Annotated in this window: 19 protein-coding genes; 3 read left to right on the top strand and 16 right to left on the bottom strand. The window is 70.8% G+C overall.

Features of this window, described 5'->3' with window-relative positions:
* The 8 genes from ACFV8T_RS31760 to ACFV8T_RS31725 all read right to left on the bottom strand — a co-directional run.
* A partial coding sequence (locus ACFV8T_RS31760) for a flavodoxin-dependent (E)-4-hydroxy-3-methylbut-2-enyl-diphosphate synthase (RefSeq protein WP_362209164.1) occupies positions 1–164 on the bottom strand: 164 nt, incomplete at its 3' end.
* A gap of 180 nt (positions 165–344) precedes the next feature.
* Entirely contained in the window at positions 345–1,655 is a 1,311-nt protein-coding gene (locus ACFV8T_RS31755) for an RIP metalloprotease (RefSeq protein WP_266427426.1), read from the bottom strand.
* The gene (gene dxr / locus ACFV8T_RS31750) at positions 1,652–2,905 is read right to left on the bottom strand and encodes a 1-deoxy-D-xylulose-5-phosphate reductoisomerase (protein WP_385334320.1); all 1,254 of its coding nucleotides are present in this window, start codon (positions 2,903–2,905) and stop codon (positions 1,652–1,654) included. The genes ACFV8T_RS31755 and dxr overlap by 4 nt, the downstream gene beginning before the upstream one ends.
* Before the next feature lie 69 nt (positions 2,906–2,974).
* Positions 2,975–4,213 (bottom strand): 3-phosphoshikimate 1-carboxyvinyltransferase, encoded by a 1,239-nt coding sequence (gene aroA, locus ACFV8T_RS31745; RefSeq protein WP_385334318.1) that lies wholly within the window; start codon positions 4,211–4,213, stop codon positions 2,975–2,977.
* Between the two features lie 111 nt (positions 4,214–4,324).
* Positions 4,325–6,271 carry an acyl-CoA dehydrogenase family protein gene (locus ACFV8T_RS31740; RefSeq protein ID WP_385334316.1) on the bottom strand — a complete coding sequence of 649 codons (1,947 nt, stop codon included), beginning with the start codon at positions 6,269–6,271 and terminating at the stop codon, positions 4,325–4,327.
* 305 nt (positions 6,272–6,576) lie between these two features.
* Positions 6,577–8,022 carry an aldehyde dehydrogenase family protein gene (locus tag ACFV8T_RS31735; RefSeq protein WP_266427419.1) on the bottom strand — a complete coding sequence of 482 codons (1,446 nt, stop codon included), beginning with the start codon at positions 8,020–8,022 and terminating at the stop codon, positions 6,577–6,579.
* Between the two features lie 150 nt (positions 8,023–8,172).
* Positions 8,173–9,750 (bottom strand): PucR family transcriptional regulator, encoded by a 1,578-nt coding sequence (locus ACFV8T_RS31730; protein ID WP_385334314.1) that lies wholly within the window; start codon positions 9,748–9,750, stop codon positions 8,173–8,175.
* A 124-nt stretch (positions 9,751–9,874) separates the two neighbouring features.
* Positions 9,875–12,271, bottom strand: a complete 2,397-nt coding sequence (locus ACFV8T_RS31725) for an ATP/GTP-binding protein (RefSeq protein ID WP_385334312.1) — start codon at positions 12,269–12,271, stop codon at positions 9,875–9,877.
* 298 nt (positions 12,272–12,569) lie between these two features.
* Here ACFV8T_RS31725 and gabT point away from each other — a divergent pair, with 298 nt between their 5' ends.
* On the top strand, positions 12,570–13,910 hold the full coding sequence (gabT, locus tag ACFV8T_RS31720) for a 4-aminobutyrate--2-oxoglutarate transaminase (protein ID WP_266427411.1): 1,341 nt from the start codon (positions 12,570–12,572) through the stop codon (positions 13,908–13,910).
* 148 nt (positions 13,911–14,058) lie between these two features.
* Entirely contained in the window at positions 14,059–14,880 is an 822-nt protein-coding gene (locus tag ACFV8T_RS31715; protein ID WP_385334310.1) for a phosphatase PAP2 family protein, read from the top strand.
* Here the strand turns inward: ACFV8T_RS31715 and ACFV8T_RS31710 are convergent.
* The 8 genes from ACFV8T_RS31710 to ACFV8T_RS31675 form a co-directional block, all read right to left on the bottom strand.
* On the bottom strand, positions 14,831–16,657 hold the full coding sequence (locus ACFV8T_RS31710; RefSeq protein WP_385334308.1) for a chitinase: 1,827 nt from the start codon (positions 16,655–16,657) through the stop codon (positions 14,831–14,833). The two genes, ACFV8T_RS31715 and ACFV8T_RS31710, sit on opposite strands and share 50 nt — an antisense overlap.
* A 140-nt stretch (positions 16,658–16,797) precedes the next feature.
* The gene (locus tag ACFV8T_RS31705; RefSeq protein WP_385334306.1) at positions 16,798–17,259 is read right to left on the bottom strand and encodes a hypothetical protein; all 462 of its coding nucleotides are present in this window, start codon (positions 17,257–17,259) and stop codon (positions 16,798–16,800) included.
* Between the two features lie 151 nt (positions 17,260–17,410).
* The gene (locus ACFV8T_RS31700) at positions 17,411–18,826 is read right to left on the bottom strand and encodes an NAD(P)/FAD-dependent oxidoreductase (RefSeq protein ID WP_385334304.1); all 1,416 of its coding nucleotides are present in this window, start codon (positions 18,824–18,826) and stop codon (positions 17,411–17,413) included.
* 24 nt (positions 18,827–18,850) lie between these two features.
* Positions 18,851–19,651 (bottom strand): ABC transporter permease, encoded by an 801-nt coding sequence (locus tag ACFV8T_RS31695; RefSeq protein ID WP_385334302.1) that lies wholly within the window; start codon positions 19,649–19,651, stop codon positions 18,851–18,853.
* On the bottom strand, positions 19,651–20,577 hold the full coding sequence (locus ACFV8T_RS31690; protein ID WP_385334300.1) for an ABC transporter permease: 927 nt from the start codon (positions 20,575–20,577) through the stop codon (positions 19,651–19,653). Before ACFV8T_RS31690 ends, ACFV8T_RS31695 begins: the two co-directional genes overlap by 1 nt.
* Positions 20,574–21,722, bottom strand: coding sequence for an ABC transporter ATP-binding protein (locus ACFV8T_RS31685; protein WP_385334299.1), 1,149 nt, complete (start codon positions 21,720–21,722; stop codon positions 20,574–20,576). Before ACFV8T_RS31685 ends, ACFV8T_RS31690 begins: the two co-directional genes overlap by 4 nt.
* Before the next feature lie 88 nt (positions 21,723–21,810).
* Positions 21,811–23,061: a PotD/PotF family extracellular solute-binding protein gene (locus ACFV8T_RS31680; protein WP_385334297.1), complete on the bottom strand. Its 1,251-nt coding sequence runs from the start codon at positions 23,059–23,061 to the stop codon at positions 21,811–21,813.
* 43 nt (positions 23,062–23,104) lie between these two features.
* Positions 23,105–24,619, bottom strand: coding sequence for a gamma-aminobutyraldehyde dehydrogenase (locus ACFV8T_RS31675; protein ID WP_385334295.1), 1,515 nt, complete (start codon positions 24,617–24,619; stop codon positions 23,105–23,107).
* 216 nt (positions 24,620–24,835) lie between these two features.
* Between ACFV8T_RS31675 and ACFV8T_RS31670 the strand changes: the two genes are divergently transcribed.
* The gene (locus ACFV8T_RS31670) at positions 24,836–25,375 is read left to right on the top strand and encodes an NADAR family protein (RefSeq protein ID WP_385334335.1); all 540 of its coding nucleotides are present in this window, start codon (positions 24,836–24,838) and stop codon (positions 25,373–25,375) included.
* Positions 25,376–25,499 lie beyond the last annotated feature (124 nt).

The raw sequence follows: 25,499 nt of genomic DNA, 5'->3' as shown, positions 1-25,499 counted from the left end.
TGCAACGTCGCACCCACGTCCGACGTACGCGTCGTGGTCATCGACTGCACCGACACCGGCGCGTCCCCGCCCACCGCAACCGACCCGACCTGGATCTTGCGGCTGACCCTCCGGTCGGCGAGCTTGGTCGGAACGGACGGAATTCCGAGAGAAATCGCAGTCATGCGCTGAGCATCCCCAAGGTGTGGATCAAGGTCCCGAGATCGGCGGGCTCCGGCCTTCGAGGTTACGGCACCGGCGGCGGCCCGGAGCACACCGCGTCCGGGAGTGCCGCACAAAGGCGACGGCCCGGACACACACTGTGTGCCGGGCCGTCACTCGTGGTGCACGAGGTGGTCGGTGGGTCAGGAGATCTTGACCGGATTCACGATGTCGGCGACCAGCACCAGCAGCGTGAAGCAGATGAAGACACCGGCGACGACATAGGCGACCGGCATCAGCTTGGCCACGTCGAAGGGGCCCGGGTCGGGGCGCTTGAAGACCCGTGCCACATTGCGGCGCAGGGCCTCCCAGAGCGCGCCGGCGATGTGCCCGCCGTCGAGCGGCAGCAGGGGCAGCATGTTGAAGAGGAACAGCGAGAGGTTGAAGCCCGCCAGCAGGAACAGCATCATCGCGATCTGGTTCGTCGCCGGGACGTCGAGCGTCATCACCTCGCCGCCGATCCTGGCCGCGCCGACCACGCCGACCGGGGAGTCCGCAGCCCGCTCGCCGTCGCCGAAGGCGGCGTCCCACAGGCCCGGGATCTTGGACGGGAGGGCGATGATCGAGTCGACGCCGTTCTCGACCATGTCTCCCATGCGGACGACCGAGTCGCCGAAGGAGAGCGGGACGATCTCGGTCTGGGCGGCGAAGCCGAGGTAGCCGGCCGTCACGAACTTGCCGGGGATCACCTCGCCCTTGGAGTCCTTCTTCGCCACCGAGTTCTTCTGGAGCACGGCGTGGAGGGTCTTCTCCTGGCCGTCGCGCCGGACCGTGATGGTGGCGGGGCCGGTGGTGTCGCGGATCTTGTCGGAGAGCGTGGCCCAGTCGTCGACCTTCTGCCCGTCGAAGGCGACGATCCGGTCGCCCTTCTTGAGCCCCGCCTCCATCGCGGGCGAGACCGGGTCGGACTTCTTGCAGGTGTCGCGGTTGGCGCTCTGGTCGATCACGCACTTCTGGACGCCCGCCACCTCGGTGGTCTGGGTCTGGAAGCCGAAGGTCATCGCCACACCGATGAAGATCGCGACGGCGAGGACCAGGTTCATGAACGGTCCGGCGAACATCACGATGACGCGCTTCCACGGCTTGCGCGTGTAGAAGAGGCGCTTCTCGTCACCCGGTTCGAGTTCTTCGAAGGCGGCGGACCTGGCGTCCTCGATCATGCCGCGCCACGGCGAGGTGGACCGCGCCTCCAGGCGTCCGTCCTCTCCCGGCGGGAACATGCCGATCATGCGGATGTAGCCGCCGGCCGGGATGGCCTTGATCCCGTACTCGGTGTCGCCCTTCTTCCGCGACCAGACCGTCGGTCCGAATCCGACCATGTACTGGGGGACGCGGATGCCGAAGAGCTTGGCGGTCGACAGGTGCCCGAGCTCGTGCCAGGCGATCGAGAACAGCAGACCGATGGCGAAGACGACGATGCCCAGAATCGTCAACAGGACCGTCGTAATACTCATGCGCGCGCCTCCGCTGTCGCTTTCGCCGAGAGTTCACGGGCCCGAGCGCGTGCCCAGGTCTCCGCTTCCAGGACGTCTGCGACCGTGAGCGAAGTTCCCGTGGCGGGGGTGCCGTGTTCGGCCACCACCGCGGTGACCGTATCCATGATGCCGTTGAACGGCAGCCGTCCGGCGAGGAATGCGTCGACGCACTCCTCGTTGGCGGCGTTGAAGACGGCCGGTGCGGTGGCGCCGAGCGTGCCGACGTGCCTGGCCAGTCCCACGGACGGGAAGGCCTCGTCGTCGAGGGGGAAGAACTCCCAGCTGGACGCCTTCGACCAGTCGAAGGCGGGGGCGGCGTCCGGGACACGGGCGGGCCAGCCGAGGCCGATGGCGATCGGGCCCCTCATGTCCGGGGGCGTGGCCTGGGCGAGGGTGGAGCCGTCGGTGTACTCCACCATCGAGTGGACGTACGACTGGGGGTGGACCACGACCTCGATCCGGTCGAACGGGATGTCGTAGAGGAGATGGGCCTCGATGACCTCCAGTCCCTTGTTGACCAGGGTGGCGGAGTTGATCGTGATGACCGGTCCCATGGCCCAGGTCGGGTGGGCGAGGGCCTGCTCGCGCGTGACGTCCGCCAGCTCGCTCCTCGTCCGTCCCCGGAAGGGGCCGCCGGAGGCGGTGACGACGAGCTTGCGCACGTCGGCGCGGGTGCCGGCGCCCAGCGCCTGGAAGAGCGCGGCGTGTTCGGAGTCGACCGGGATGATCTGGCCGGGCTTCGCCAGCGCCTTGACCAGCGGGCCGCCGACGATCAGCGACTCCTTGTTGGCCAGGGCGAGCGTGCGGCCCGCCTCCAGCGCGGCGAGCGTCGGGGCGAGTCCGATCGATCCGGTGATTCCGTTGAGCACGGTGTGGCAGTCGCTCGCCGCGAGCTGTGCGGCGGCGTCGGGCCCTGCCAGGATCTCGGGGAGCGGCTCGCCCGTCCCGTACTGCTCGCGCAGCGCCTCACGGAGGGCCGGTACGGCGTCCGGTGCGGCGACGGCCACGGTACGCACCCGCAGCTGCCGGGCCTGCTCGGCAAGGAGGGCGACCCGCCCGCCCGCGGCGGAGAGCGCGGTGACACGGAAGCGGTCGGGGTTGCGCAGCACCAGGTCGATGGCCTGGGTGCCGATGGATCCGGTGGAGCCGAGGATGACGAGATCCCGGCGGCCTTCCGCTGCGTCGAAGACGAGGTGCGGGTCGGCGAGGGGGGCAGGGCTGTCGCTCATGCCCCCCATTGTTGCCGCATCTCCTGTGGGCGTGGACAGTGCGTCCCGCACACGGGGTGGCCGGGAGCCCTATCGGCAGGCGGGTTCCGCGAATTCGGCGAAGGCCTCGTGGAATCCGGGGAACGTCTTCCGTACGCAACCGGGGTCGTCGAAGGTGATGCCCGGCACCCGCAGTCCGGCGACGGCGAACGACATGACGATGCGGTGGTCGCCGTGGGTGGTGATCTCGGCGGGGCGGGGAGTTCCGGGCCGGATCTCGATCCAGTCCCGGCCCGTCGCGACCGTGATGCCCATCCGCCGGAGGTTCTGGGCGCAGGCCTCCATCCGGTCGCACTCCTTGACCCGGGTGTTGCCCACGTCCTCGATGCGTACCGGCCCCGACGCGAAGGGTGCGATGGCGGCCAGCGTCGGCATGGTGTCGGAGATGTCGCGCATGTTGACCGTGAGGCCCGAGAGGGTTCCGCCGGAGCGGACGGTGGTGGAATCGGCGGTGGTGTGCACCTCGGCGCCCATGCGGCGCAGTACGTCGACGAAGCGCAGGTCGCCCTGGAGCGCGTCGGTGCCGAGGCCGGGGACGGTGATCCGACGGCCGGTGAGGGCCGCCGCGGCGAAGAAGTAGCTCGCGGTGGAGGCGTCGGGCTCGACGGCGTACGTGGTGGCCCGGTAGCCGCCGGGCGGCACGGTGAAGACGTTGCCGTCGCGGGTCACCTCGACGCCGAAGTCGCGCATCATCGCGAGGGTGATCGCGATGTACGGGGCGGAGACCAGGTCGGTGACGGTGATCCGCAGCCCCTTCGCGGTCAGCGGTCCGAGCATCAGCAGCGCGGTGAGGTACTGGGATGACTCCCCCGCGTCCAGGGTGAGTTCGCCGCCCTCGATTCCGGACGCGGCGATCCGCAGCGGGTGATGGCCCTCGGCCCCGTCGTGGCGCAGGTCGACGCCGAGCGTGCGCAGGGCCTCGGTGAGCGGGGCGAGGGGGCGGCGGCGCATCTGGGCGGAGGCGTCGAAGCGGTACGTGCCGCGGGTGGCGGCCGCGGCGAGGGTCGGCAGGAAGCGGGCCGTGGTGGCGCCGTCGCGGCAGTAGACATCGGCGTCGGTGACGGCGGGGCCCGTGGGACGGCCCCCGATGTGCCAGCGGTCCGCCTCCCGCTCGACCCGGTAGCCGAGGCGCGTGAGGCCTTCGGCGAAGCCCTCGGTGTCGTCGGAGCGAAGGGGGCGTACGAGGGTGCTGGTGCCGTTCGCGGCGGCGGCCAGGAACAGGGCACGCGCGGTGACGGACTTGGAGCCGGGGAGGTGGGTGACGGTCACGGGTCGTCATCCTGCCGCACCGGGCGCGGCCGGGGGTGGGGGGGGGGGGGGGGGGGGGGGGCCCCCCCCCCCCCCCCCCCCTCCCCCCCCCCCCCCCCCCCGGCCGGTGGTTCAGCCGATGGTCCGGTGGACGTTCTCCCGGGCGGACGGCCCCGGGGTGGCGTCGGCGATCCACGGTCCTTCGCCGCTCGGGTCGATGACGCCCTCCTCCAGCCAGGTGTACGCGCCGGACAGGAGGCCGTCGACCAGGCGCCGGTCCAGGTCGTCGGTGTTGGACCACAGGCGGGTGAAGAGTTCCTCGACCCGGACGCGGGACTGGTGGCAGAACACGTCGGCGAGCCGGTAGGCCTCGCTTCCGTGGTCGCCCGAGGAGCGCAGCAGTTCGGCGCGTACGCAGGCGGCGCTCATCGCGAAGAGTTCCGCGCCGATGTCGACGATCCGTCCGAGGAAGCCCTGTTTGGTCTCCATCCGGCCCTGCCAGCGCGACATGGCGTAGAAGGTGGAGCGGGCGAGCTTGCGCGAGGCGCGTTCGACGTAGCGCAGATGGGCGGACAGGTCGGGATGGCCGGGAGGGTTGAACTCCCCGTACGTACGCGGGAGTTGCCCTGGGCCCGCGACGAGCCTGGGGAGCCAGCGGGCATAGAAGCCGGCCGCGTTCGCGCCCGCCTTCGCCTTGGCGGAGAGGGGTTTGTCGGGGTCGATGATGTCCCCGGCGACCTTCAGATGGGCGTCCACGGCCTCCCGGGCGATCATCAGGTGCATGATCTCGGTCGAGCCCTCGAAGATCCGGTTGATCCGCAGATCGCGCAGGAGCTGTTCGGCTGCGACGGCCCGCTCGCCGCGGGCGGCGAGGGACTCGGCGGTCTCGAAGCCGCGTCCGCCCCGGATCTGGACGAGTTCGTCGGCCATCAGACAGCCCATCTCGGAGCCGTACAGCTTGGCGAGGGCCGCTTCGATGCGGATGTCGTTGCGGTTCTCGTCCGCCATCTGCGAGGAGAGGTCGACCACTGCTTCGAGGGCGAAGGTGGTCGCGGCGATGAAGGAGATCTTGGCGCCGACGGCCTCGTGCCGGGCGACCGGCCTGCCCCATTGCTCACGGGCCGTGGACCACTCGCGGGCGATCTTCAGGCACCACTTCCCGGCGCCGACGCACATGGCGGGCAGCGAGAGCCGTCCCGTGTTGAGCGTGGTGAGGGCGATCTTGAGCCCGGCGCCCTCGGGGCCGATGCGGTTCGCGGCCGGGACCCGGACCCGGTGGAAGCGGGTGACGCCGTTCTCCAGGCCGCGCAGGCCCATGAAGGCGTTGCGGTTCTCGACGGTGATGCCCGGGGAGTCCGCCTCGACGACGAAGGCCGTGATGCCGCCCTTGTGTCCTTCCGACCTCGGCACGCGGGCCATCACGACGAGCAGATCGGCGACGACGCCGTTGGTCGTCCAGAGCTTCACCCCGTCCAGGACGTAGTCCGCCCCCTCCGGGACGGCCGAGGTGGCGAGCCGGGCCGGGTCGGAGCCGACGTCCGGTTCGGTGAGGAGGAACGCCGAGATGTCGGTACGGGCCAGCCGGGGCAGGAAGGTGTCCTTCTGCTCCTGGCTGCCGAAGAGTTTCAGCGGCTGCGGCACGCCGATGGACTGGTGGGCGGAGAGCAGCGCGCCGATGGCCGGGCTCACGGAGCCGACCAGGGCGAGGGCCTTGTTGTAGTAGACCTGGGTCAGGCCGAGGCCGCCGTACTTCGGGTCGATCTTCATCCCGAGCGCGCCGAGCTCCTTGAGGCCGTTGATCACCTCGTCGGGGATTCTCGCCTCGCGCTCGATCAGGGCGCCGTCGATCCTCGTCTCGCAGAACTCGCGCAGCCGGGCGAGGAACGCCTCGCCGCGCCGCACGTCGTCGGCGGGCGGCAGCGGATGCGGATGGATCAGGTCGAGCCGGAAGCGTCCGAGGAAGAGTTCCTTGGCGAAGCTCGGCTTGTGCCAGTCCTGTTCGCGCGCGGCCTCGGCCACTTGGCGCGCTTCACGCTCGGTGACCCTGGGCGTGTTCTTCGGTGCGGATGGTGCGGACATGAGGAGCTCACCTCGCCGCGTTGTGGGTGGGGGACGCGGCCGGTCCGCGTGGGGGTGCGCCCATCGGTACCAACCGGCTCTACTCGTCCGTATGTACCTGATTCCCGACACGTCCGCCATCCCCCCGGAGCCGATCGGGTCGGGAGCCACTCCACTGACCCGCCCGCGGTGGCGGCCGGGCGGGAGGACGGAGATGGCCTGAACCCCCGCACAGTGGGTTCAGGCCATCTCGCTGTCGCCTGCTGTCGTGCTGTCCAGGCGGAACACAGGCGACGTCGGTGGATCGGTTCGATCCTGTTCGCGGACTACAGGGCGAGGCCGGTGAGGACCAGCACGCGCTCGTAGGTGTAGTCGTCCATGGCGTAGCGGACACCCTCGCGGCCGACGCCGGACTGCTTGGCGCCGCCGTACGGCATCTGGTCCGCGCGGTAGGAGGGGACGTCGCCGATGATCACGCCGCCGACCTCCAGGGCGCGGTGGGCGCGGAAGGCCGTCTGCAGGTCGTGGGTGAACACGCCCGCCTGCAGGCCGTACTTGGAGGAGTTGACGGCCTCGAAGGCCTCGGCCTCGCCGTCCACCTTCTGCACGGACAGCACCGGTCCGAAGACCTCCTCGCAGGAGAGGGTGACGTTGTCCGGGAGCTCCGCGAGCACGGTCGGCGCGTAGGTGGCACCGTCCCGCTTGCCGCCGGTGAGCAGTTGGGCGCCGGCCTGCACGGCCTCGTCGACCCAGGACTCGACGCGCTTGGCGGCGTCCTCGCTGACCAGCGGGCCGACATCGGTGGTGGCGTCCGACGGGTCGCCGGTGACCTGGGCCTCGACGGCCGCGACGATCTTCGGGAGCAGCCGGTCGTAGACCGAGGCGTCCGCGATGACCCGCTGCACGGAGATGCAGGACTGGCCGCCCTGGTAGTTGGAGAAGGTCGCGATACGGGTCGCGGCCCAGTCCAGGTCCTGGTCGGAGGCGTAGTCGCCGAGGACGACCGCGGCACCGTTGCCGCCGAGCTCCAGGGTGCAGTGCTTGCGCGGCACCGACTCCAGGATCGAGTAGCCGACGGGGCCGGAACCGGTGAAGGAGATCACGGGCAGGCGCTCGTCCTGGACCAGGGCGGGCATCCGGTCGTTGGGGACCGTCAGCACGGACCAGGAACCGGCCGGCAGGTCGGTCTCGGCCAGCAGCTCGCCCAGGATCAGCGAGGAGATCGGGGTGGCCGGGGCGGGCTTCAGGATGATCGGGGCGCCGACGGCGATGGCCGGGGCCACCTTGTGGGCGCTCAGGTTCAGCGGGAAGTTGAACGGCGCGATGCCGAGGACCGTGCCGCGCGGGAAGCGCCGGGTCAGGCCGAGACGGCCGGTGCCGCCGGCGTCGGTGTCCAGACGCTGGGCGTCGCCGCCGTTGAAGCGTCGGGCCTCCTCCGAGGCGAACCGGAACACGGAGACGGCGCGGCCGACCTCGCCGCGGGCCCACTTGATGGGCTTGCCGTTCTCGGCGGAGATCAGCTGGGCGATCTCCTCGGTGCGCTCCACCAGACGCCGTACGACGTGGTCGAGTGCGGCGGCCCGGACGTGCGCCGGGGTCGCGGCGAACTCCTCGCGCACGGCGTGCGCGGCCGCGACGGCCTCCTCGATCTGGGCGTCGGTCGGCACGCTGACGGTGCCCACGAGACGGCCGTCCCAGGGGTTGGTGACGTCGAAGCTGTCCTCGCCGGTGGCCTGGCGGCCGGCGAGCCAGAAGGCGTGGGTGGAAGTCATGGAGGTTCCGGCCCTTCGGAGCGGTGGGGGTGTCTTGCCCCCACCGTAGGGCCGCAGGGCCGCCCTGGCGTTTGTCCGGGGTGGAGCAGTGCGTACCAGGGACGCGCCGGTTTGTCGGATGCGGACGGAACACACGGCTCCGCCGGGCCGCTACGGCTCGGGGGCCGGCGGGGCGCTCGTGGCCTTCAGGGCCAGCCACAGCTCCATCCGGACATCGGGATCGTCCAGCGAGCGGCCCAGGATCTCCTCCACCCGGCGCATCCGGTAGCGCAGGGTGTGGCGGTGCACTCCCAGGTCCGCCGCGGCCGCGTCCCACTGGCCGTGGTGGGCCAGCCAGGCCCGCAGCGAGGCCACGAGGTCGCCGCGGCCCTTGGCGTCGTGTTCGTGCAGGGCGCGGAGCATTCCGTCGGCGAAGGCCCGTACCGCGTCGTCCGCGAGCAGCGGGAGCACCGAGCCGGCCGCCAGCTCCTCGTGCTCGACCAGCGCCCTGCCCCGGCGGCGGGCCACCGACAGGGCCTGCTCGGCCTGCTTGTACGCGGCGGAGACTGCGATCGGGCCGGCCGGCGCGGAGAGGCCCACGACCACCTGGCCCTCCTCCGCCTTCGTCCCTTCGGCGGGCGCCCTCGCCTCCTGGGCCTCCGCGTAGGCCGCGCACGCCGCGACCGCCGCTCCGCCGTCCGCGGCGAGGACGACGAGCCGGTCGCCCTCGGGGACGGTCAGCAGGGTCTCGCCGGACCGCAGGGCCGCCGCCTCCATCGCCTCGCCGAGCGACGCGGGGGTGGCGGGGTCGGACGCCTCCGCGATGAGCAGCCGGAACGGGGCGTCGAGCAGCCCTCCGTACAGGTCCCCGGCGACGGCCCTGGCGTGGTCCGGCTGGCCGGCGAGCAACATGCGCAGCACCGCCGCGCCGAGGCGCTGTTCGGCGCCCTGGAGGGACCGGGAGCGTGCGGTGGTCAGGGTCAGCAGGGCGACGGCGGAGTGCACGGCGTACCGCTCGGCGGTGCCGAGTGCCGCGCCGGTGCCGACGGCCAGCGCTCCCCTGACCCGGCGGCCGGTGCCCAGGGACTGGAGCTCGACCCGGTCGTCGGTGTCGCCGACGACGACGCTGGCCGGGGCCGGGCGGTCCCGCAGCCGTTCCACGTCGGGGGTGAGCCGGGCGGCGCGGCGGGCGGCCCATTCGGGGGCCGCGGCGACTACCTGGCCGGCCGCGTCGTACAGCGCGGCCCAGCCGTCGAGGTGCGCGGCGAGCCGGGTGAGCAGTTCGCCGGGACCGTCGCCCGCGAGTGCGGCCCTGGTCAGCTCCCGCTGGACCTCGAACCCGGCCGTCACGGCCCGGTACTGGTCCTCCGCGATCACCGAGGACACGGCCTTGGCGATGGCGATGAACGGGGTGCGGCGCGGCACTTCGAGGAGCGGCAGCCCCGCTTCCTCGGCCGCGTCGATCAGCGCCTGCGGCACCTCGTCGTAGTGGACGCCGACGGCGAAGCCCAGGCCGACGACTCCGGCTCCGGCCAGCCGCCGCACGTACCGCCGCATCGCCTCGGGGTTCTCCGCGTCGAGGTTGGTGGCGGTGACGAGCAGGAACTCGCCGCCCTCCATGTACGGAACGGGGTCGGTCAGCTCGCTGGCGTGCGCCCAGCGCACGGGCGCGTCGAGCCGGTCCGCCCCCGCGCGCACGGTGAGTCTGAGCGCCGAACGCTGGACGAGCGAGGCGAGAGTGAGGGGCATGGGGACCGCGGGACCTCGGGGAGTCGGTTTTCGCCGTCCCGTACGAACGGCTCCTGCCAATTCTGCCAGGCTGGCGGGGTCCGGCATGACCATGCCCGGTGCCGCGGGCCGCACCCCGCGCCGCTCAGCCGTTCAGATCCACCAGCAGGGGCGGCGCGTGCTCCCCCCGTACGGTCGTGAGGGACAGTACCGCGTGCCCGGCCGGCACCCGGTGGGCCAGTTCGGAGGCCGACCAGCGCTCCCGCTCGACCTGGCGCACGGTCACCGCGTCCGTGGTGACCGCCTTGCCGGTGACGAGTTTGCGGAAGGCGTGGATGGCCCGGGTCATCGGCTGGTCGGCGAAGACGGTGCGCTGGGTGACGTCGCGGGTCTCGACCCACTCGGTGCCCCAGGCCTCGGCGAATTTCTTCCCGTCCCAGGTGGTGATCCCGGAGAACGCCATCCGGCAGCCGACCGCGCCCAGCAGCGCCGTGTGCAGGCTCTCCGGCACGTCGTCGAGCGTACGCAGGGTGAGTACGGCCCCGGCGTGCGCCGAGCGCAGGCGCTGGACGCCGCGGACGGTGTCGGGGGTCAGGGTGCCGGTCGCGTCGTCGAGGACGAGACAGGCGAAGAGGGAACGGTCGGTACGGGCCGCGGCGCTCGCGGTGAACTGGGCGAGGACCAGCCGTGCCAGCACCCGGGAGGCCTCGGCGTGGCCGCGCTCGGGCAGATCGATGCGGACCCTCAGCGGATGCTCCAGGGCGCGCGGCGAGAAGGGCCGGGTCCTGCCGGTGGTGTCGAAGAACTCGGCGAACGCGGGCCGATCCAGCAGCGCCACCCGGTCGGCGAGCGCCGGCCCCGGATCGCCGGGCGCACCGGCCTGGCGGGCGCGGCCGTCGAGCTCGCGCCGCATTCCGGGGTGCCCGGTGTCGTCGAGCGCCTCCCGCAGCGCGGCGAGGGCCGTGGGTACACCGTCCAGGAGCTCGCGCAGCTCGGGCACGGAGGGGAACCGGCCGTGGGCCACCCGGAAGGGGCCGAGGAGCTGGGCGAGCGCGGTCACGGCGCGCCTGCCGTCGACCTCGGGGAGGTCACCGACCAGGCCGTCGGCGAGCACGGTCGCGGCCTCGTCGGGGTCGGTGGTGCCGCCGTACAGGTCGAGGTCGTGCACGGACGACGGGTCGCCGATCTTGACGACGACGTCGAACCCCTTGTCGCCGCCGAGCTGGGTGCCCGCGGCGCACACGGCGACGACGGCGGCCTGCCCGGTGAGCGCCTGCAGCGCGAGGGATTCGACGACCGGCCGGACCAGTGCCCGGCTCTTGCCCGCGCCCGGCGGGCCGACGGCGAGCAGGGAGGTGCCCAGCAGCCCGGGGTCCAGGGCGATGCCGCTGCCGCGGCGGGCGTACGGGTTGCGCTCGCCCGCCTCGACGGTGCCCAGCCTGACCTGCTGGACGAGCAGGTCGTGCCGGGCGGCGCGGACCGGGAGGTCGCGTGCGCCGGAGGGGTGGGGGCAGGCGGTGGAGCCGTCACGGCGCACGTTCTCGGTGAAGGCGGGGAGGCGGGAGCGGTCGGCGCGTACGGAGGTCCAGGCACGGCGGATCCGGGCGTAGTCGACATCGTTCATCCGCCCGGACCGGGTCTCCCTGGCGAGCGCGGCGGCGGCCTGCGGCTCTCCGGCGGCGCGCAGTTCGGGCCATTCGGCGGGGTCGTCCTCGCCGCCCTCGACGACGGCGTCCGCGCCGTCGGGCGTGTGCGGCTTCGCCGGGTCGCGGCCGTCCCGGCCGGGGGGGGCCGGCCGCTCGGAGCGGCCGCGGCGCCACAGCTCGGCCCACCGCCCGAGCCTGCCGAACGGCCACACGATCACCAGGGTGAGCAGGGCGTACAGCCCGTAGCTGATCAGCGTGGACTGGGTGCGGTCGCGGCCCAGCCAGCCGTCCGGCACGAGGCCGAAGACCAGCCCCATCCCGGGCACGGTCCCGTTCCAGACGAGGGTCCACACCAGCAGCGCGCAGACCGCGGCGCCGAGCGCCCGCGCCGCGGCTCCCCTGGCGGCGACGCACCGCTCGAAGGCGGCGGGCCAGTTGCCGAGGCGGCCGAATCCGTAGACGAGCCCCCCGATGATCAGCAGCCGGTAGATGTCGAGCGCGCGGACCGCGCCCCGGGTCTGCGGCTGGTCCCCGAACGGCCCCCACCACTCGCCGGGGGTGAAGAGCTTCAGCGGGACCCGCCAGTACGGGATGTAGTTGTTGCGCCAGAGCGACCAGAGCAGGACGCAGGCCAGCAGCGAGATCACCGCGCCGCTCACCAGCGTGCGGTCCGGGGTGCGTTCCTTCTCCTCGGCGGGCCGGGGGGCGTGTCCGAGCCGCCAGACGCCCGGCTCCGCCGCGGGCCTCGGGATACGGAGCCAGTCGCCGAGGGAGGGCCCGGAGGCGGGTGCGTATCCGGGCCTCGGCGGCAGTTCGGGAGGGGGAGGGCCGGCCGGGCGCGGCACCGGATGACCGGAGCGGGTGCCGCGTGCGTCGTACGTGCCCTCGGTGTCCATGTGCTGTCCCTCGTCCCCTGACCAGCGCCGACCGGTAACTTCGGGCGCGGGCGCCCGAAGCCATCAATCTAGTGCCCCGTACCACCCCGTCGGACGCGGTCGGGCGGGATGTCTTCGCCCGGCCCCCGGAGCCCTCCCCGGCCCCCGTGTCCCCGCGGCCCGGCCCGCGTACCCCCTCGCTATGTCCGTGGCGGACAACGGCGCGCGAGCACCACTCCCGAACGGAACATGCCGTACCCCGGGCCTCGCCCATAGCCTGCACGAAGAAGCGTCCGAAACATCCCCCCAGGAGCCCCTCATGACCGCAATCCCGCAGGAGCGCCGCGTCGTCACTGCCATTCCCGGCCCGAAGTCGGTGGAGCTGCAGGCCCGCCGTCTGGAGACGGTGGCCGCAGGTGTGGGCTCCACCCTGCCGGTGTTCACCGCCCGCGCCGGTGGCGGGATCATCGAGGACGTGGACGGCAACCGTCTGATCGACCTCGGCTCCGGTATCGCCGTGACCTCGGTGGGCGCCTCCGCCGAGGCCGTCGTGCGCCGCGCGTCCGCGCAGCTCGCCGACTTCACCCACACCTGTTTCATGGTCACGCCGTACGAGGGGTACGTCGAGGTCTGTGAGCAGCTCGCCGAGCTGACGCCGGGCGACCACGCCAAGAAGTCCGCGCTCTTCAACTCGGGCGCCGAGGCCGTCGAGAACGCGGTGAAGATCGCCCGTATCCACACCAAGCGCACCGCGGTCGTCGTCTTCGACCACGGCTACCACGGCCGCACCAACCTCACGATGGCGCTGACCGCCAAGAACATGCCGTACAAGCAGGGCTTCGGCCCGTTCGCGCCCGAGGTCTACCGGGTGCCGGTGGCGTACGGCTACCGCTGGCCGACCGGTGCCGAGAACGCCGGCGCCGAGGCGTCGGCCCAGGCCATCGACCAGATCAACAAGCAGATCGGCGCGGAGAACGTCGCCGCGATCATCATCGAGCCGGTGCTCGGCGAGGGCGGCTTCATCGAGCCGGCCAAGGGCTTCCTCCCGGCCATCGCCCAGTTCGCCAAGGACAACGGCATCGTCTTCGTCGCCGACGAGATCCAGTCCGGCTTCTGCCGCACCGGCCAGTGGTTCGCCTGCGAGGACGAGGGCATCGTCCCGGACCTGATCACCACCGCCAAGGGCATCGCGGGCGGTCTCCCGCTCTCCGCCGTGACCGGCCGCGCCGAGATCATGGACTCCGCCCACTCCGGCGGCCTCGGCGGCACCTACGGCGGCAACCCGGTCGCCTGCGCGGGTGCGCTCGGTGCCATCGAGACGATGCGCGAGCTGGACCTGAACGGGAAGGCGAAGCGCATCGAGGAGGTCATGAAGGGCCGCCTCGCCGAGATGCAGTCGAAGCTCGGCAACGGCGACATCATCGGTGACATCCGCGGCCGCGGCGCGATGATCGCGATCGAGCTGGTGAAGTCCGGCACGAAGGACCCGAACCCGGAGGCCGCCGCGAAGCTCGCCAAGGCCTGCCACGCGGAGGGCGTCCTGGTTCTCACCTGCGGCACGTACGGCAACGTCCTGCGCTTCCTCCCGCCGCTGGTGATCGGCGAGGACCTGCTGAACGAGGCGCTCGACGTCATCGAGCAGGCTTTCGGCCAGATCTGATCTGTGCGAACCGCAGCGGCTCCGGAACGCGTTCTCGCAGGGGTTACGAGGGGCCCGCGTGAGGGCCTGTGAAGAACGTGTGGGGGGCCGATGGCGGGATCTGTTTCCCGCTGTCGGTCCCCCATCGGCTGCCGTACGGTTTCTGCAGATGAGAGAAACACCCCGCCCGCAGGGGACTGCGGGCGATGCCGGGCCGGAGCTTCCCCAGCGCCGTCCTGGCCGTGCCTTCGCGCACACCGCTGGAGCCTCTGGCTCCGGAACTCCTCACCGATCGGATGGCCGCTCGCCCCAAACCCCCCGGGGCGTGCGGCAAACCGGTCCGACCGGCCGCCCCGGAACCACCCCCCCTGTTCCCGGGCGGCCGGCTCTTTTCCTTTCCCTGGCCCTGTCGCTCCTGGCGCTCTTCGGGCTCACCGCCTGGCAGGTCGCGGCCGGCGGCCCGCTGCGCGCACTCGACGAGCGCGCCGACCGGGCCGTCGTCGGACACGGCCCCGCCCGGCTGACCGAATTCCTCGCCGATCTGGGCAATATGCAGGTCGCGCTCCCGGTACTGGGCTGCGCGATCATCTGGGCCCTGGTGCGCGGTGCGCGCCGTGAGCCGCTGCACGCGGCGCTCATCATGGGCGCGGTGCCCCTGCTGATCGTTCCGCTGAAGGCCCTGATCGCCCGTCCGGGACCGCTGACGGACGCCACCGGCTACTTCCCGTCCGGCCATGCCGCGACGGCCGCCGTGGCGTACGGCGCGGCGGCGCTGCTGGTCGCGCCGTACGCGAGGCGGTCGTGGTCATGGGTGATGCCCGTCGCCGCTGTCCTGCTGACCACGGCGACGGGCATCGGTCTGGTGCTGCGCGGCTATCACTGGCCGCTGGACGTACTGGGCAGTTGGTTCCTGTGCGGGGCGGTGCTGCTGCCGCTCGGCCTCAGCCGCCGAAGTAGGCGTCGAAGTTCTTCGAGAACTCCCCGTTGTTGAACCGGTCCCAGTTGATCGACCACGTCATCAGCCCGCGCAGCGCCGGCCATGTCCCGTGGGTGGCGTAGGAGCCGCAGTCGGTCTTCTTGGTCAGGCAGTTCAGCGCCTTGGTGACCTCGGCGGGCGAGGTGTGGCCGTTGCCCGCCTGGGTGGAGGCCGGCAGCCCGATGGCGACCTGGTCGGGGCGGAGCGCCGGGAAGACCTTGGTCTGGTCGCCCGCCACCGGGAAGCCGGTGAGCAGCATGTCGGTCATGGCGATGTGGAAGTCCGCGCCGCCCATCGAGTGGTACTGGTTGTCCAGGCCCATGATGGAGCCCGAGTTGTAGTCCTGGAAGTGCAACAGGGTCAGGTCGTCGCGCAGCGCGTGGATGACCGGGAGGTAGGCGCCCGCCCGGGGGTCCTGGCCGCCCCAGGGGCCCGAGCCGTAGTACTGGTAGCCGAGCTGGACGAAGAAGGTCTCGGGAGCCATCGTCAGGACGAACTTGTCGCCGTACTTGGCCTTGAGGGCCTTCACCGCGGAGATCAGGTTGACGACGACCGGGGTGGTGGGGTTGCGGAAGTCGGTGTCCCCGGTGTTCAGCGAGAGCGAGTGGCCCTCGAAGTCGATGTCGAGGCCGTCCAGACCGTACTCGTCGATGATCTTGCTGACCGAGGAGACGAAGGTGTCGCGGGCGGCGGCGGTGGAGAGCTGGACCTGGCCGTTCTGGCCGCCGATGGAGATGAGCACCTTCTTGCCCGCGGCCTGCTTGGCCTTGATGGCCGCCTTGAACTCGGCCGCCGACTCGACGTTCGGGCATTCGGTGACCGGGCAGAGCGAGAAACGGATGTCGCCGGAGGTCACCGAGGTCGGCTCGCCGAAGGCCAGGTCGATGACGTCCCAGGAGTCGGGCACGTCCGCCATCCGCGTGTAGCCGGAGCCGTTGGCGAAGCTGGAGTGCAGATAGCCGACGAGCGCGTGGGCGGGCAGGCCGCCTCCCCCGCCTCCGCCGCCGCCCGCCGTGGTGGTGGCCGCGACCGCGGCCGATCTGGCGGACTCGCCCGCGGAGTTGGTGGCGGCGACCTGGAAGCTGTACGCGGTCGACGCGGTGAGGCCGGCCACGGTGGCGGAGGTGCCGGTGACCGAGAGCACCTTGGTGCCGCCCCGGTAGACGTTGTAGCCGGTGGCCCCGGCGGAACCGGTCCAGGACAGATCGACCGAGGAGGCGGTGGCCGTGCCGGCCTTGAGTCCGGTGGGGGCGGCCGGGAGCTCGGCCGGGGCGCCGCCCGGACCGACCAGGGTGAGGTCGTCGGCGTAGTAGGCGGGAGTGCCGAACCAGCCGTGGGTGTAGACGGTCACCCGGGTGGTGGACGGGCCCGTCCTGAAGGTGGTGGTGAGCTGCTTCCAGTCGGTGGACGACTGGGTCCAGGTGGACACGTCGGTGGTGCCGGTGCCCTCCGCGCCGAGGTAGACGTAGGAGCCCTGCACCCAGGCGCCCAGCGTGTAGGTGGAGTCCGGCTCGACCGTCACCACCTGGGAGCACTTGGCGTTGTCGGCGCCGGCCGGGGTCGCCTTCAGCGCCGAGGTGCCGCTGTGGGCCGGTGTGCCGACGGCGGCTCCGCTGCCGCCGGTACAGCTCCAGCCGTCCAGGCCGGACTCGAAGCCGCCGTTGCGTGCCAGGTCGACGTCGGCGGCGGCGGCGGACGGAGCGAGGGCGGTCAGACCGCCGGCGGCGAGCAGGGCCGCCGCGAAGGCGGCCACGACTCCGGTAAATCGGGCGGGGGGTCCCGTGCGTTCCACAACGGCCTCCGTGCATGGGGGAATTGAGTGCGGCCGCCACAACATGGTCCAGACCAATCGGGTTGTCAAGACCTCTGACAGTCCCGGGCCGCCCGCCCGGTCGACCGCGTACACCGTTCCCGCCGCCCGCCCGGTCGGTGTCAGTCCCCGCCGCTCTCGGCCTGCCCGGCCGCCGCCTCGTGCATCGCGAGTTCCAGAAGTGTCGCGTCGGTGAGGGTTCCCGAGCCGTCCGGCGGGATCAGCCAGCGCACCCCGCCGTTGGACGCCCGGCCCGGATGCGGCACGACGATCCAGGTCCCCGGCCCCACTCCCCGCACACCGGTGCCGACCCAGCGGGCGACGGTGCCCGGCGGCACGAAGAAGCCCATGCGGGCATTGCCGAAGTCGGAGAGAACGGGACCGGGCCTGTCGATGAGGCGGGTCAGTACGTCGAGGGTGGGATAGCCCAGCTCCCCCGGAAGAATCAGCACGTCCCAGCGTCGGCCGACGGGAAGGAGCGCGATCCCGCGGGGATTGCGCTCCCATTCCCACCTGCAGGCGTCCGGATCCGGCGCCACCGATACGAGCCACTCGACTGCTGCTTTGACCCCCGCGCCAGCCATGACCGGCCTCCATTTCCGTGTGCACCGGCCATGCATTGCCGGTGTGTGCATACGGGAGAGAGAGGTGGAGCCGGTCGATTACGCGGGTTCGGGCAATGAATTCACGGGGACCCGGCCGGTCACCCCCCGGGGGGTGACCGGCCCGCCGGACTCAGCTGTCGAAGCCGAGCCCCAGCCGGTCCATCGTCCGCAGCCAGAGATTGCGGTGGCCGCCGTTGCTGTCGGCCCTGGCCAGGGACCTCTTGGTGAGCTCGATCCCGGCCCAGGCGAAGGGCTCCGGCGGGAACGGCATCGGCTTGCTGCGGACCATTTCCAGCGTGGTCCGTTCGTTCTGTTCACCCGCCAGCAGATCGAGCATCACATCGGCCCCGAAACGGGTGGCGCCGACGCCGAGTCCGGTGAATCCGGCGGCATAGGCGACCCGGCCCTGATGGGCCGTGCCGAAGAACGCGGAAAAGCGCGAACAGGTATCGATCGCCCCACCCCAGGCATGGCTGAAACGAACCCCGGCCAACTGCGGGAAACAGTCGAAGAACTGGCCCGCGAGCTTGAGGAAGGTCTCCGGACGCTGATCGAGATCGGCGCTCAGCCGGCCGCCGTACGGATAGATCGCGTCATAGCCGCCCCACAGGATCCGATTGTCGGCCGACAGCCGGAAGTAATGGAACTGATTGGCGCTGTCGCCCAGGCCCTGCCGGTTCTTCCAGCCGATGGAGGCCAACTGGTCCGCGGTGAGCGGCTCGGTCATCAGCGCGTAGTCGTAGACCGGCACCGTGTACGGGCGCACCCGCTTGACCAGCGACGGGAAGATGTTCGTACCGAGTGCGACCCGGCGGGCGAAGACCCTTCCGTACGGGGTGCGGACCGCCATTCCCGTGGTGGACCTGGCGAGTTCGAGCCCGCGGGTGTGCTCGTACATCCGCACCCCGAGTTCGAGGCAGGCCCGCTTCAGGCCCCAGGCCAGCTTGGCGGGGTGCAGCATGGCGACGCCCCGCCGGTCCCAGAGACCGCCCAGGAATGTAGGTGAGTCGACTTCGGTGCGCAGCGCGTCCCGGTCCAGGAATTCCGTCCCGGTGAAGCCGAGCTTCTCGGCCTCCTGGTGCCATGCGCGGAGCTCTTCGAGCTGGTGGGGCTCGGTGGCGACGTCGATCTCGCCGGTCCGCTCGAATTCGCAGTCGATCGAATAACGGGCGACGGCGGCCTCGATGGCGTCGAGGTTGCGCTCTCCGAGCTCCTCCAGCCGGTGGATCTCGTCCGGCCAGCGCTCCAGGCCGTTGGGCAGGCCGTGGGTGAGGGAGGCGGCGCAGAATCCGCCGTTGCGGCCGGAGGCGGCCCAGCCCACCTCGTGCCCCTCGATCAGTACGACGTCCCGTTCCGGGTCGCGTTCCTTGGCGATCAGCGCGGTCCACAGTCCGCTGTAGCCGCCGCCGACGACGAGCAGATCGCAGTGCTCGTCACCGGTGAGCGCGGGCAGCGCCTCGGGCCTGCCGGGGTCGTCCAGCCAGAACGAGACGGGCTTCGCGTCGGAGAGTGATTGTGCAGCAGTACGCATGGCAGCTGGGGCCATGGTTTCCAACTCCTTCAGGGCTTTCTATCGTGCGTTGTTCTTGCGCCGGTTCGCGATCAGCTGGCCGACGACGACCACCATGACAGCGATGATGAACATCGCCGTTCCGATGACGTTGATCTGCACGGGCGTGCCGCGCTGTGCCGATCCCCAGACGAACATGGGGAAGGTCACGGTGGAGCCCGCGTTGAAATTGGTGATGATGAAATCGTCGAAGGAGAGCGCGAAGGCGAGCAGCGCTCCCGCCGCGATTCCGGGCGCGGCGATCGGCAGCGTCACCCGCAGGAAGGTCTGCACGGGTCCGGCGTACAGATCGCGGGCCGCCTCCTCCAGCCTCGGGTCCATCGACATCACGCGCGCCTTCACGGCCGTCACGACGAAGCTCAGGCAGAACATGATGTGCGCGATCAGGATCGTCCAGAAGCCCAGCTGTGCGCCCATGTTGAGGAAGAGCGTGAGCAGCGAGGCGGCCATGACGACCTCGGGCATCGCCATCGGCAGGAAGATCAGCGAGTTGATCGCGCCGCGCGCCCGGAAGCGGTAGCGGACCAGCGCGAAGGAGATCATGGTGCCGAGGACGGTCGCGCCGACGGTGGCCCAGACGGCGATCTGGAGGGACAGCGAGAGCGAGCCGCACATGTCGGCGACGCCGCAGGGGTCCTTCCAGGCGTCCAGGGAGAAGCGCTGCCAGGAGTAGTTGAAGCGCCCGTTCGGCTTGTTGAACGAGAACACCATGACGACGACGTTCGGCAGGATCATGTACGCGAGGGTCAGCAGACCCGCGATGACGATCAGATTCCGGCGAATCCAGCGCAGTACGGGCATCAGACCAGGTCCTCCGTCCCGGAGCGGCGGATGTAGACGGTGACCATGATCAGGACGACCGCCATGAGGATGAAGGAGAGCGCGGCCGCCGTCGGATAGTCCAGGACGCGCAGGAACTGGGTCTGGATGACGCTGCCGACCATCTTCGTGTCGGTGGAGCCCAGCAGTTCCGCGTTGACGTAGTCACCGCTGGCCGGGATGAAGGTGAGCAGGGTTCCGGAGACGACACCCGGCATGGAGAGCGGGAAGGTCACCTTGCGGAAAGTGGTGGCGGGGGTGGCGTACAGATCACCGGCCGCCTCGTGCAGCCTGCCGTCGATCCGCTCCAGCGAGGTGTAGAGCGGCAGGATCATGAACGGCAGGAAGTTGTACGTGAGACCGCAGACCACCGCCATCGGCGTGGCCAGCACCCGGTTGGACTCGGTCCAGCCGAGCCAGCTGGTGACGTCCAGGACGTGCAGGGTGTTCAGTACGTCGACGACCGCGCCGCCGTCCGCGAGGATCGTCTTCCAGGCGAGCGTGCGGATCAGGAAGCTGGTGAAGAACGGCGCGATGACCAGCACCAGGACCACGTTGCGCCAGCGTCCGGCCTTGAACGCGATGAGGTAGGCGAGCGGGTAGCCGAGCAGCAGGCACAGGATGGTGGCGGTGCCGGCGTACAGCAGGGACCGGATGAACTGCGGGTAGTAGTCGGTCAGCGCGTCCCAGTAGGTCTGGAAGTGCCAGGTGACCTCGAAGCCCTTCTCCAGGGATCCGGTCTGCACGGAGGTCGACGCCTGGTAGACCAGCGGCAGCGCGAAGAAGACGAGCAGCCACAGGATGCCGGGGAGCAGCAGCCAGTAGGGCACGAGGCGCTTGCGGGTGGAGGCCTTGCGTACCTTCGGTTCGGCGGTGGGCGCGGTGGGCGGCGCCTCGGTGACGGTCACGCCGCGTCCTCCACCGTCTCCACACCGGCGTCGATGTCCTGGGCCGCGTCCAGACCGAACGTGTGCGCCGGGTTCCAGTGCAGGACGACCTCGGCACCGGGGACGAGCCGGCCATCGCGCTCGATGTTCTGCTCGTAGACCTGGAGCGCCTTGCCCGCCGGGCTCTCCACCACGTACTGCGTGGACACCCCGATGAAGCTGGAGTCGACGATCCGGCCGGTGACCCGGTTGCGGCCGTCGGCTATCGCGTCCGCGTCGTCGGCGTGCGCGAGCGAGATCTTCTCCGGGCGTACGCCGAGCAGCAGCTTGCCGCCGTCGGCGGTCGGTGCCGAACATCGCTCGGTGGGCAGCCGCAGCTTGCCGCCGCCGGCCGCCACGACGATGTCGGTGCCCGCGGAGACGATCTCGCCCTCGATGAGGTTGGACGTGCCGAGGAAGTTGGCGACGAAGGTCGTCCTCGGATTCTCGTACAGGTCGGCGGGGGCACCGAGCTGCTCGACCCGGCCACCGTTCATCACCGCGACGGTGTCGGCCATGGTCATGGCCTCCTCCTGGTCGTGGGTGACATGGATGAAGGTGATGCCGACCTCGGTCTGGATGCGCTTGAGCTCCAGCTGCATCTGGCGGCGCAGCTTGAGGTCGAGGGCGCCGAGCGGTTCGTCGAGCAGGAGCACCTGCGGGTGGTTGATCAGGGCGCGGGCGACGGCGACGCGCTGCTGCTGGCCGCCGGAGAGCTGATGTGGCTTGCGCTTGGCGAAGTCGCCGAGCTGGACCAGCTCCAGCATCTCGTCGACCTGCTTCTTCACCGATTTGATGCCGCGCCGACGCAGACCGAAGGCGACGTTCTCGGTGATGTCGAGGTGCGGGAAGAGCGCGTAGCTCTGGAAGACCGTGTTGACGGGCCGTTTGTACGGGGGAAGCCCGGTGATGTCCCGGCCGCCGAGCGAGACCGTGCCGGTGGTGGCCTCCTCCAGGCCCGCGATCATCCGCAGGGTGGTGGTCTTGCCGCAGCCGGACGCGCCGAGCAGCGCGAAGAAGGAGCCCTGCGGGACGGTCAGATCGAGCGGCTTGACGGCTGCGAAGGAGCCGTACGTCTTGCTGATCCCGGTGAGGCGGACGTCGCCGCCGGTCTGCTGCTGTGTCATGGATCGCGGTCCCAGTGGTGTCAGAGGGAGATCAGGGGGAGATCAGGGGAGGTCGAGGGGATCGGGTGGGGCGGGGAAGGCGCGGCGGTCAGGCGCCGATGAGCTTGGCGAACTTCTCTTCGTACGCCGTCTCTTCCTTGCTGGTCAGGGAGCGGAAGGCGTGCGACCGGGACGCCATCTCCCGGTCCGGGAGGATCAGGACGTTGTCGGCCATCGCCTGATCGATCTTCGCCAGCTCGTCGCGGACCCCGTCGACCGGGCAGACGAAGTTGATGTATGCGGCGAGCTTCGCGGCGACCGACGGCTCGTAGTAGTAGTCGATGAGCTTCTCGGCGTTGGTCTTGTGCCGGGCCTTCACCGGGACCAGCAGGTTGTCGCTGGATATGACGTAACCCGCGGCCGGAATCGCGTACTTGATGTCCGGATTCCCGGCCTGGAGCTGGATGACGTCGCCGGCCCAGCCGACGCAGGCGGCGATGTCGCCCTTGTCGAGGTCCGCGGTGTAGTCGTTGCCGGTGAAACGGCGGATCTGGTTCTTGTCGACACCCTTCTGGAGCCGGCCGATCGCGGCGTCGTAGTCGGCGTCGGTGAAGTTGCCGGGGTCCTTGCCCATGTCGAGCAGGGTCATGCCGACGGAGTCGCGCATCTCCGAGAGGAAACTGACCCGGCCCTTGAGCTTCGGGTCGTCGAGCAGCTGGCTGACGGAGTCGACCTTGCGGCCGCCGGTCGCCTTGGAGTTGTAGGCGATGATGGTGGGGATGCCCGCCCAGGGGTACGAGTAGGCACGGCCCGGGTCCCAGTCCGGGGAGCGGAACTGGGCCGAGAGGTTGGCGTAGGCGTGCGGCAGGTGCGAAGGGTCGAGCTTCTGCGCCCAGCCGAGGCGGACGACGCGGGCGGCCAGCCAGTCGGTGACGCAGATGATGTCGCGGCCGGTGTCCTGGCCGGCCGCGAGCTGCGGCTTGATCTTGCCGAAGAACTCGACGTTGTCGTTGATGTCCTCGGTGTACTTGACCTTGATCCCGGTGCGCTCGGTGAACGCCTCCAGGGTGGGCCGGTGCTTGCCGTCGTCGGTGACGTCCATGTACTCGGTCCAGTTGGAGAAGTTGACCTGCTTCTCCTCGGCCGAGTGGTCGTCGGAGGCCGCGGCGGCGTCCCCTTCCCGCTTGGCGGGCGGGATGCCGCAGGCGCTCAGCGTGCCCAGCCCGCCGATCGCCAGCGCCCCCATGCCGGAGGCGCGGATCAGCGATCGGCGGGTCAGAGCGCCCCGGCCGCTGGTGAGACTGCGTCGCATCGCGGCGAGTTGGGCCGCGGAGAGGCGCTCCGGCTCGTACTGCTCCATGCGCGTTGCCCTTTCGGGTGTGGGTGGCCGGGGGTCGGCCGGGTTATCGGTCCCCGAAGATCGTGCGGTGCCAGTCCTTCCGGGCGACCGCGGTGTTGTCGTACATGACGTGCTTGACCTGCGTGTACTCCTCGAAGGAGTACGAGGACATGTCCTTGCCGAAACCACTGGCCTTGTATCCGCCGTGCGGCATCTCGCTGATGATCGGGATGTGGTCGTTGACCCAGACGCAGCCCGCCTTGATCTCGCGGGTGGCGCGGTTGGCGCGGTACAGGTCGCGGCTCCAGGCGGAGGCGGCGAGTCCGTACGGGGTGTCGTTGGCGAGGCGGATGCCCTCGTCATCGGTGTCGAAGGGCAGCACCACCAGGACCGGGCCGAAGATCTCCGACTGGACGATCTCACTGTCCTGGGCGGCTCCGGCGACCAGGGTCGGCCGGTAGTAGGCGCCGGCCGCCAGTTCGCCGCCGGGTGCCTCGCCGCCGGTGACGACGGTGGCGTACGCGCGGGCGCGCTCGACGAATCCGGCGACCCGGTCCCGCTGGGCGTGGCTGATCAGCGGGCCGAGGTCGGTCGACGGGTCGAAGGGGTCGCCGAGCCGGACGGTCTCCATGAGCGCGGCGACACCCTGCACGAAGGCGTCGTACAGCGGGCGCTGGACGTAGGCGCGGGTGGCCGCTGTGCAGTCCTGGCCGGTGTTGATGAGCGCTCCGGCGACCGCGCCGTTGACCGCGGCCTCGAGGTCGGCGTCGTCGAAGACCACGAAGGGGGCCTTGCCGCCGAGTTCGAGGTGGAGGCGCTTGACGGTGGAGGTGGCGATCTCCGCGACCCGCTTGCCGACGGCGGTGGAGCCGGTGAAGGAGGTCATGACGACGTCCGGGTGGCCGACGAGGTGCTCCCCGGCGTCCTTGCCCGCGCCGGTGACGATGTTGATCACACCGTCGGGGATGCCCGCCTCGGTGGCCGCCTGGGCGAACATCAGCGAGGTCAGCGGGGTGATCTCGGCGGGCTTGAGGACGATGGTGTTGCCGGCGGCGACGGCCGGGAGGATCTTCCAGGCGGCCATCTGGAGCGGGTAGTTCCAGGGCGCGATGGAGCCGACGACGCCGATCGCCTCACGGCGTACGTACGAGGTGTGGTCGCCGTCGTACTCGGCGGCCGACTTGCCCTCCAGGTGACGGGCGGCGCCGGCGAAGAAGGAGGTGTTGTCCACGGTGCCGGGCACGTCGAACTCGGTGGAGAGCTTGATCGGCTTTCCGCACTGGAGGGACTCCACGTACGCGAAGTCGTCGGCCTGCTCGGCGAGGACGGCGGCGAAGCGGTGCATCGCCTCGGACCGCTCGGCGGGCGTCGCGCCCGACCAGCCGGGGAACGCCTCGCGGGCGGCTGCCACGGCGGCGTCCACGTCGGCGGTGCCCGCCAGCTCGTAGCTGTAGACGGTCTCGCCCGTCGCCGGGTTCACCACGTCGTGGTGACGTCCCGATGTTCCGGACCGCAGCTTTCCGCCGATGTACTGTGCGCCGTCCGCGAAGCGGTCCCGCACCTGGATGCTGTTGCCCATGACGATCTCCTCCGCCGCGTGCCCCGGAGTGCGGGGACGGCGTAGCCTCTGCTCGATTTGAGTGCCGATCCTGACAGAGGGGATCAACCCCAACAAGTGATTCCGTTGTTGCCTTTTGGTTACGCGACGGAATCTGTCGACCATGTGTCGCGTCGGTGCGGAATTCCCCGTACGTAGTGTCAGTGGCGGATGCCAGAATCGCATGTCATGGAACACATGGACGATCTCCTCGCGCGGACCGCACGCGGCGAGAAAATAAAGTATCTGCACTTCTGGGGGCACCGTCCCCGGCCCGACGGCCGCATCGGTTCGAGCTGCCTCAGTCAGTGGTGGCCGTCGCCCTTCACGGTCGACGGCGTGAGGTACGCGTCGGCCGAGCACTGGATGATGGCCGCCAAGGCCCGCCTGTTCGGCGACGCGGAGTCGGAGGCCGCTGCGGTGGCGGCGAAGAGCCCGGCGGCGGCGAAGAAGGTGGGCCGGCTGGTCCGCGGTTTCGACGACGCGGTGTGGGAACGCGAGCGGTTCGCGCTGGTGGTGGCCGGCAGCGTGCACAAGTTCGGCGGCGATCCGGAGCTGCGGGAGTTCCTGCTGACCACCGGGGACCGGGTGCTGGTCGAGGCGAGCCCCATGGACCGGGTCTGGGGCATCGGGCTGGCGGCGGACGACCCGCGGGCGGAGAACGCGGCGAGCTGGCGGGGGCTGAATCTGCTGGGGTTCGCGCTGATGGACGCGCGGGCGGAGCTGCGTGCGTCATGAGGCGGCCCGGACGCCCGATGGCCCGGGGGGGGGGGGGGGTGGGGCCCCCCAGACCCCAGCAAAAAAAAGCAGGAGAAATTGTTAGAGGGCGGTGTGAACAACCTCCCCCGACCCTTCCTCTCCT

Origin of the sequence: Streptomyces sp. NPDC059832 (genome assembly GCF_042731715.1) — a bacterium.
In the GTDB taxonomy this organism is placed as follows: domain Bacteria; phylum Actinomycetota; class Actinomycetes; order Streptomycetales; family Streptomycetaceae; genus Streptomyces.
Note: the sequence above shows the minus strand (reverse complement) of the source record. Positions and strands in the feature narration are given on the sequence as shown.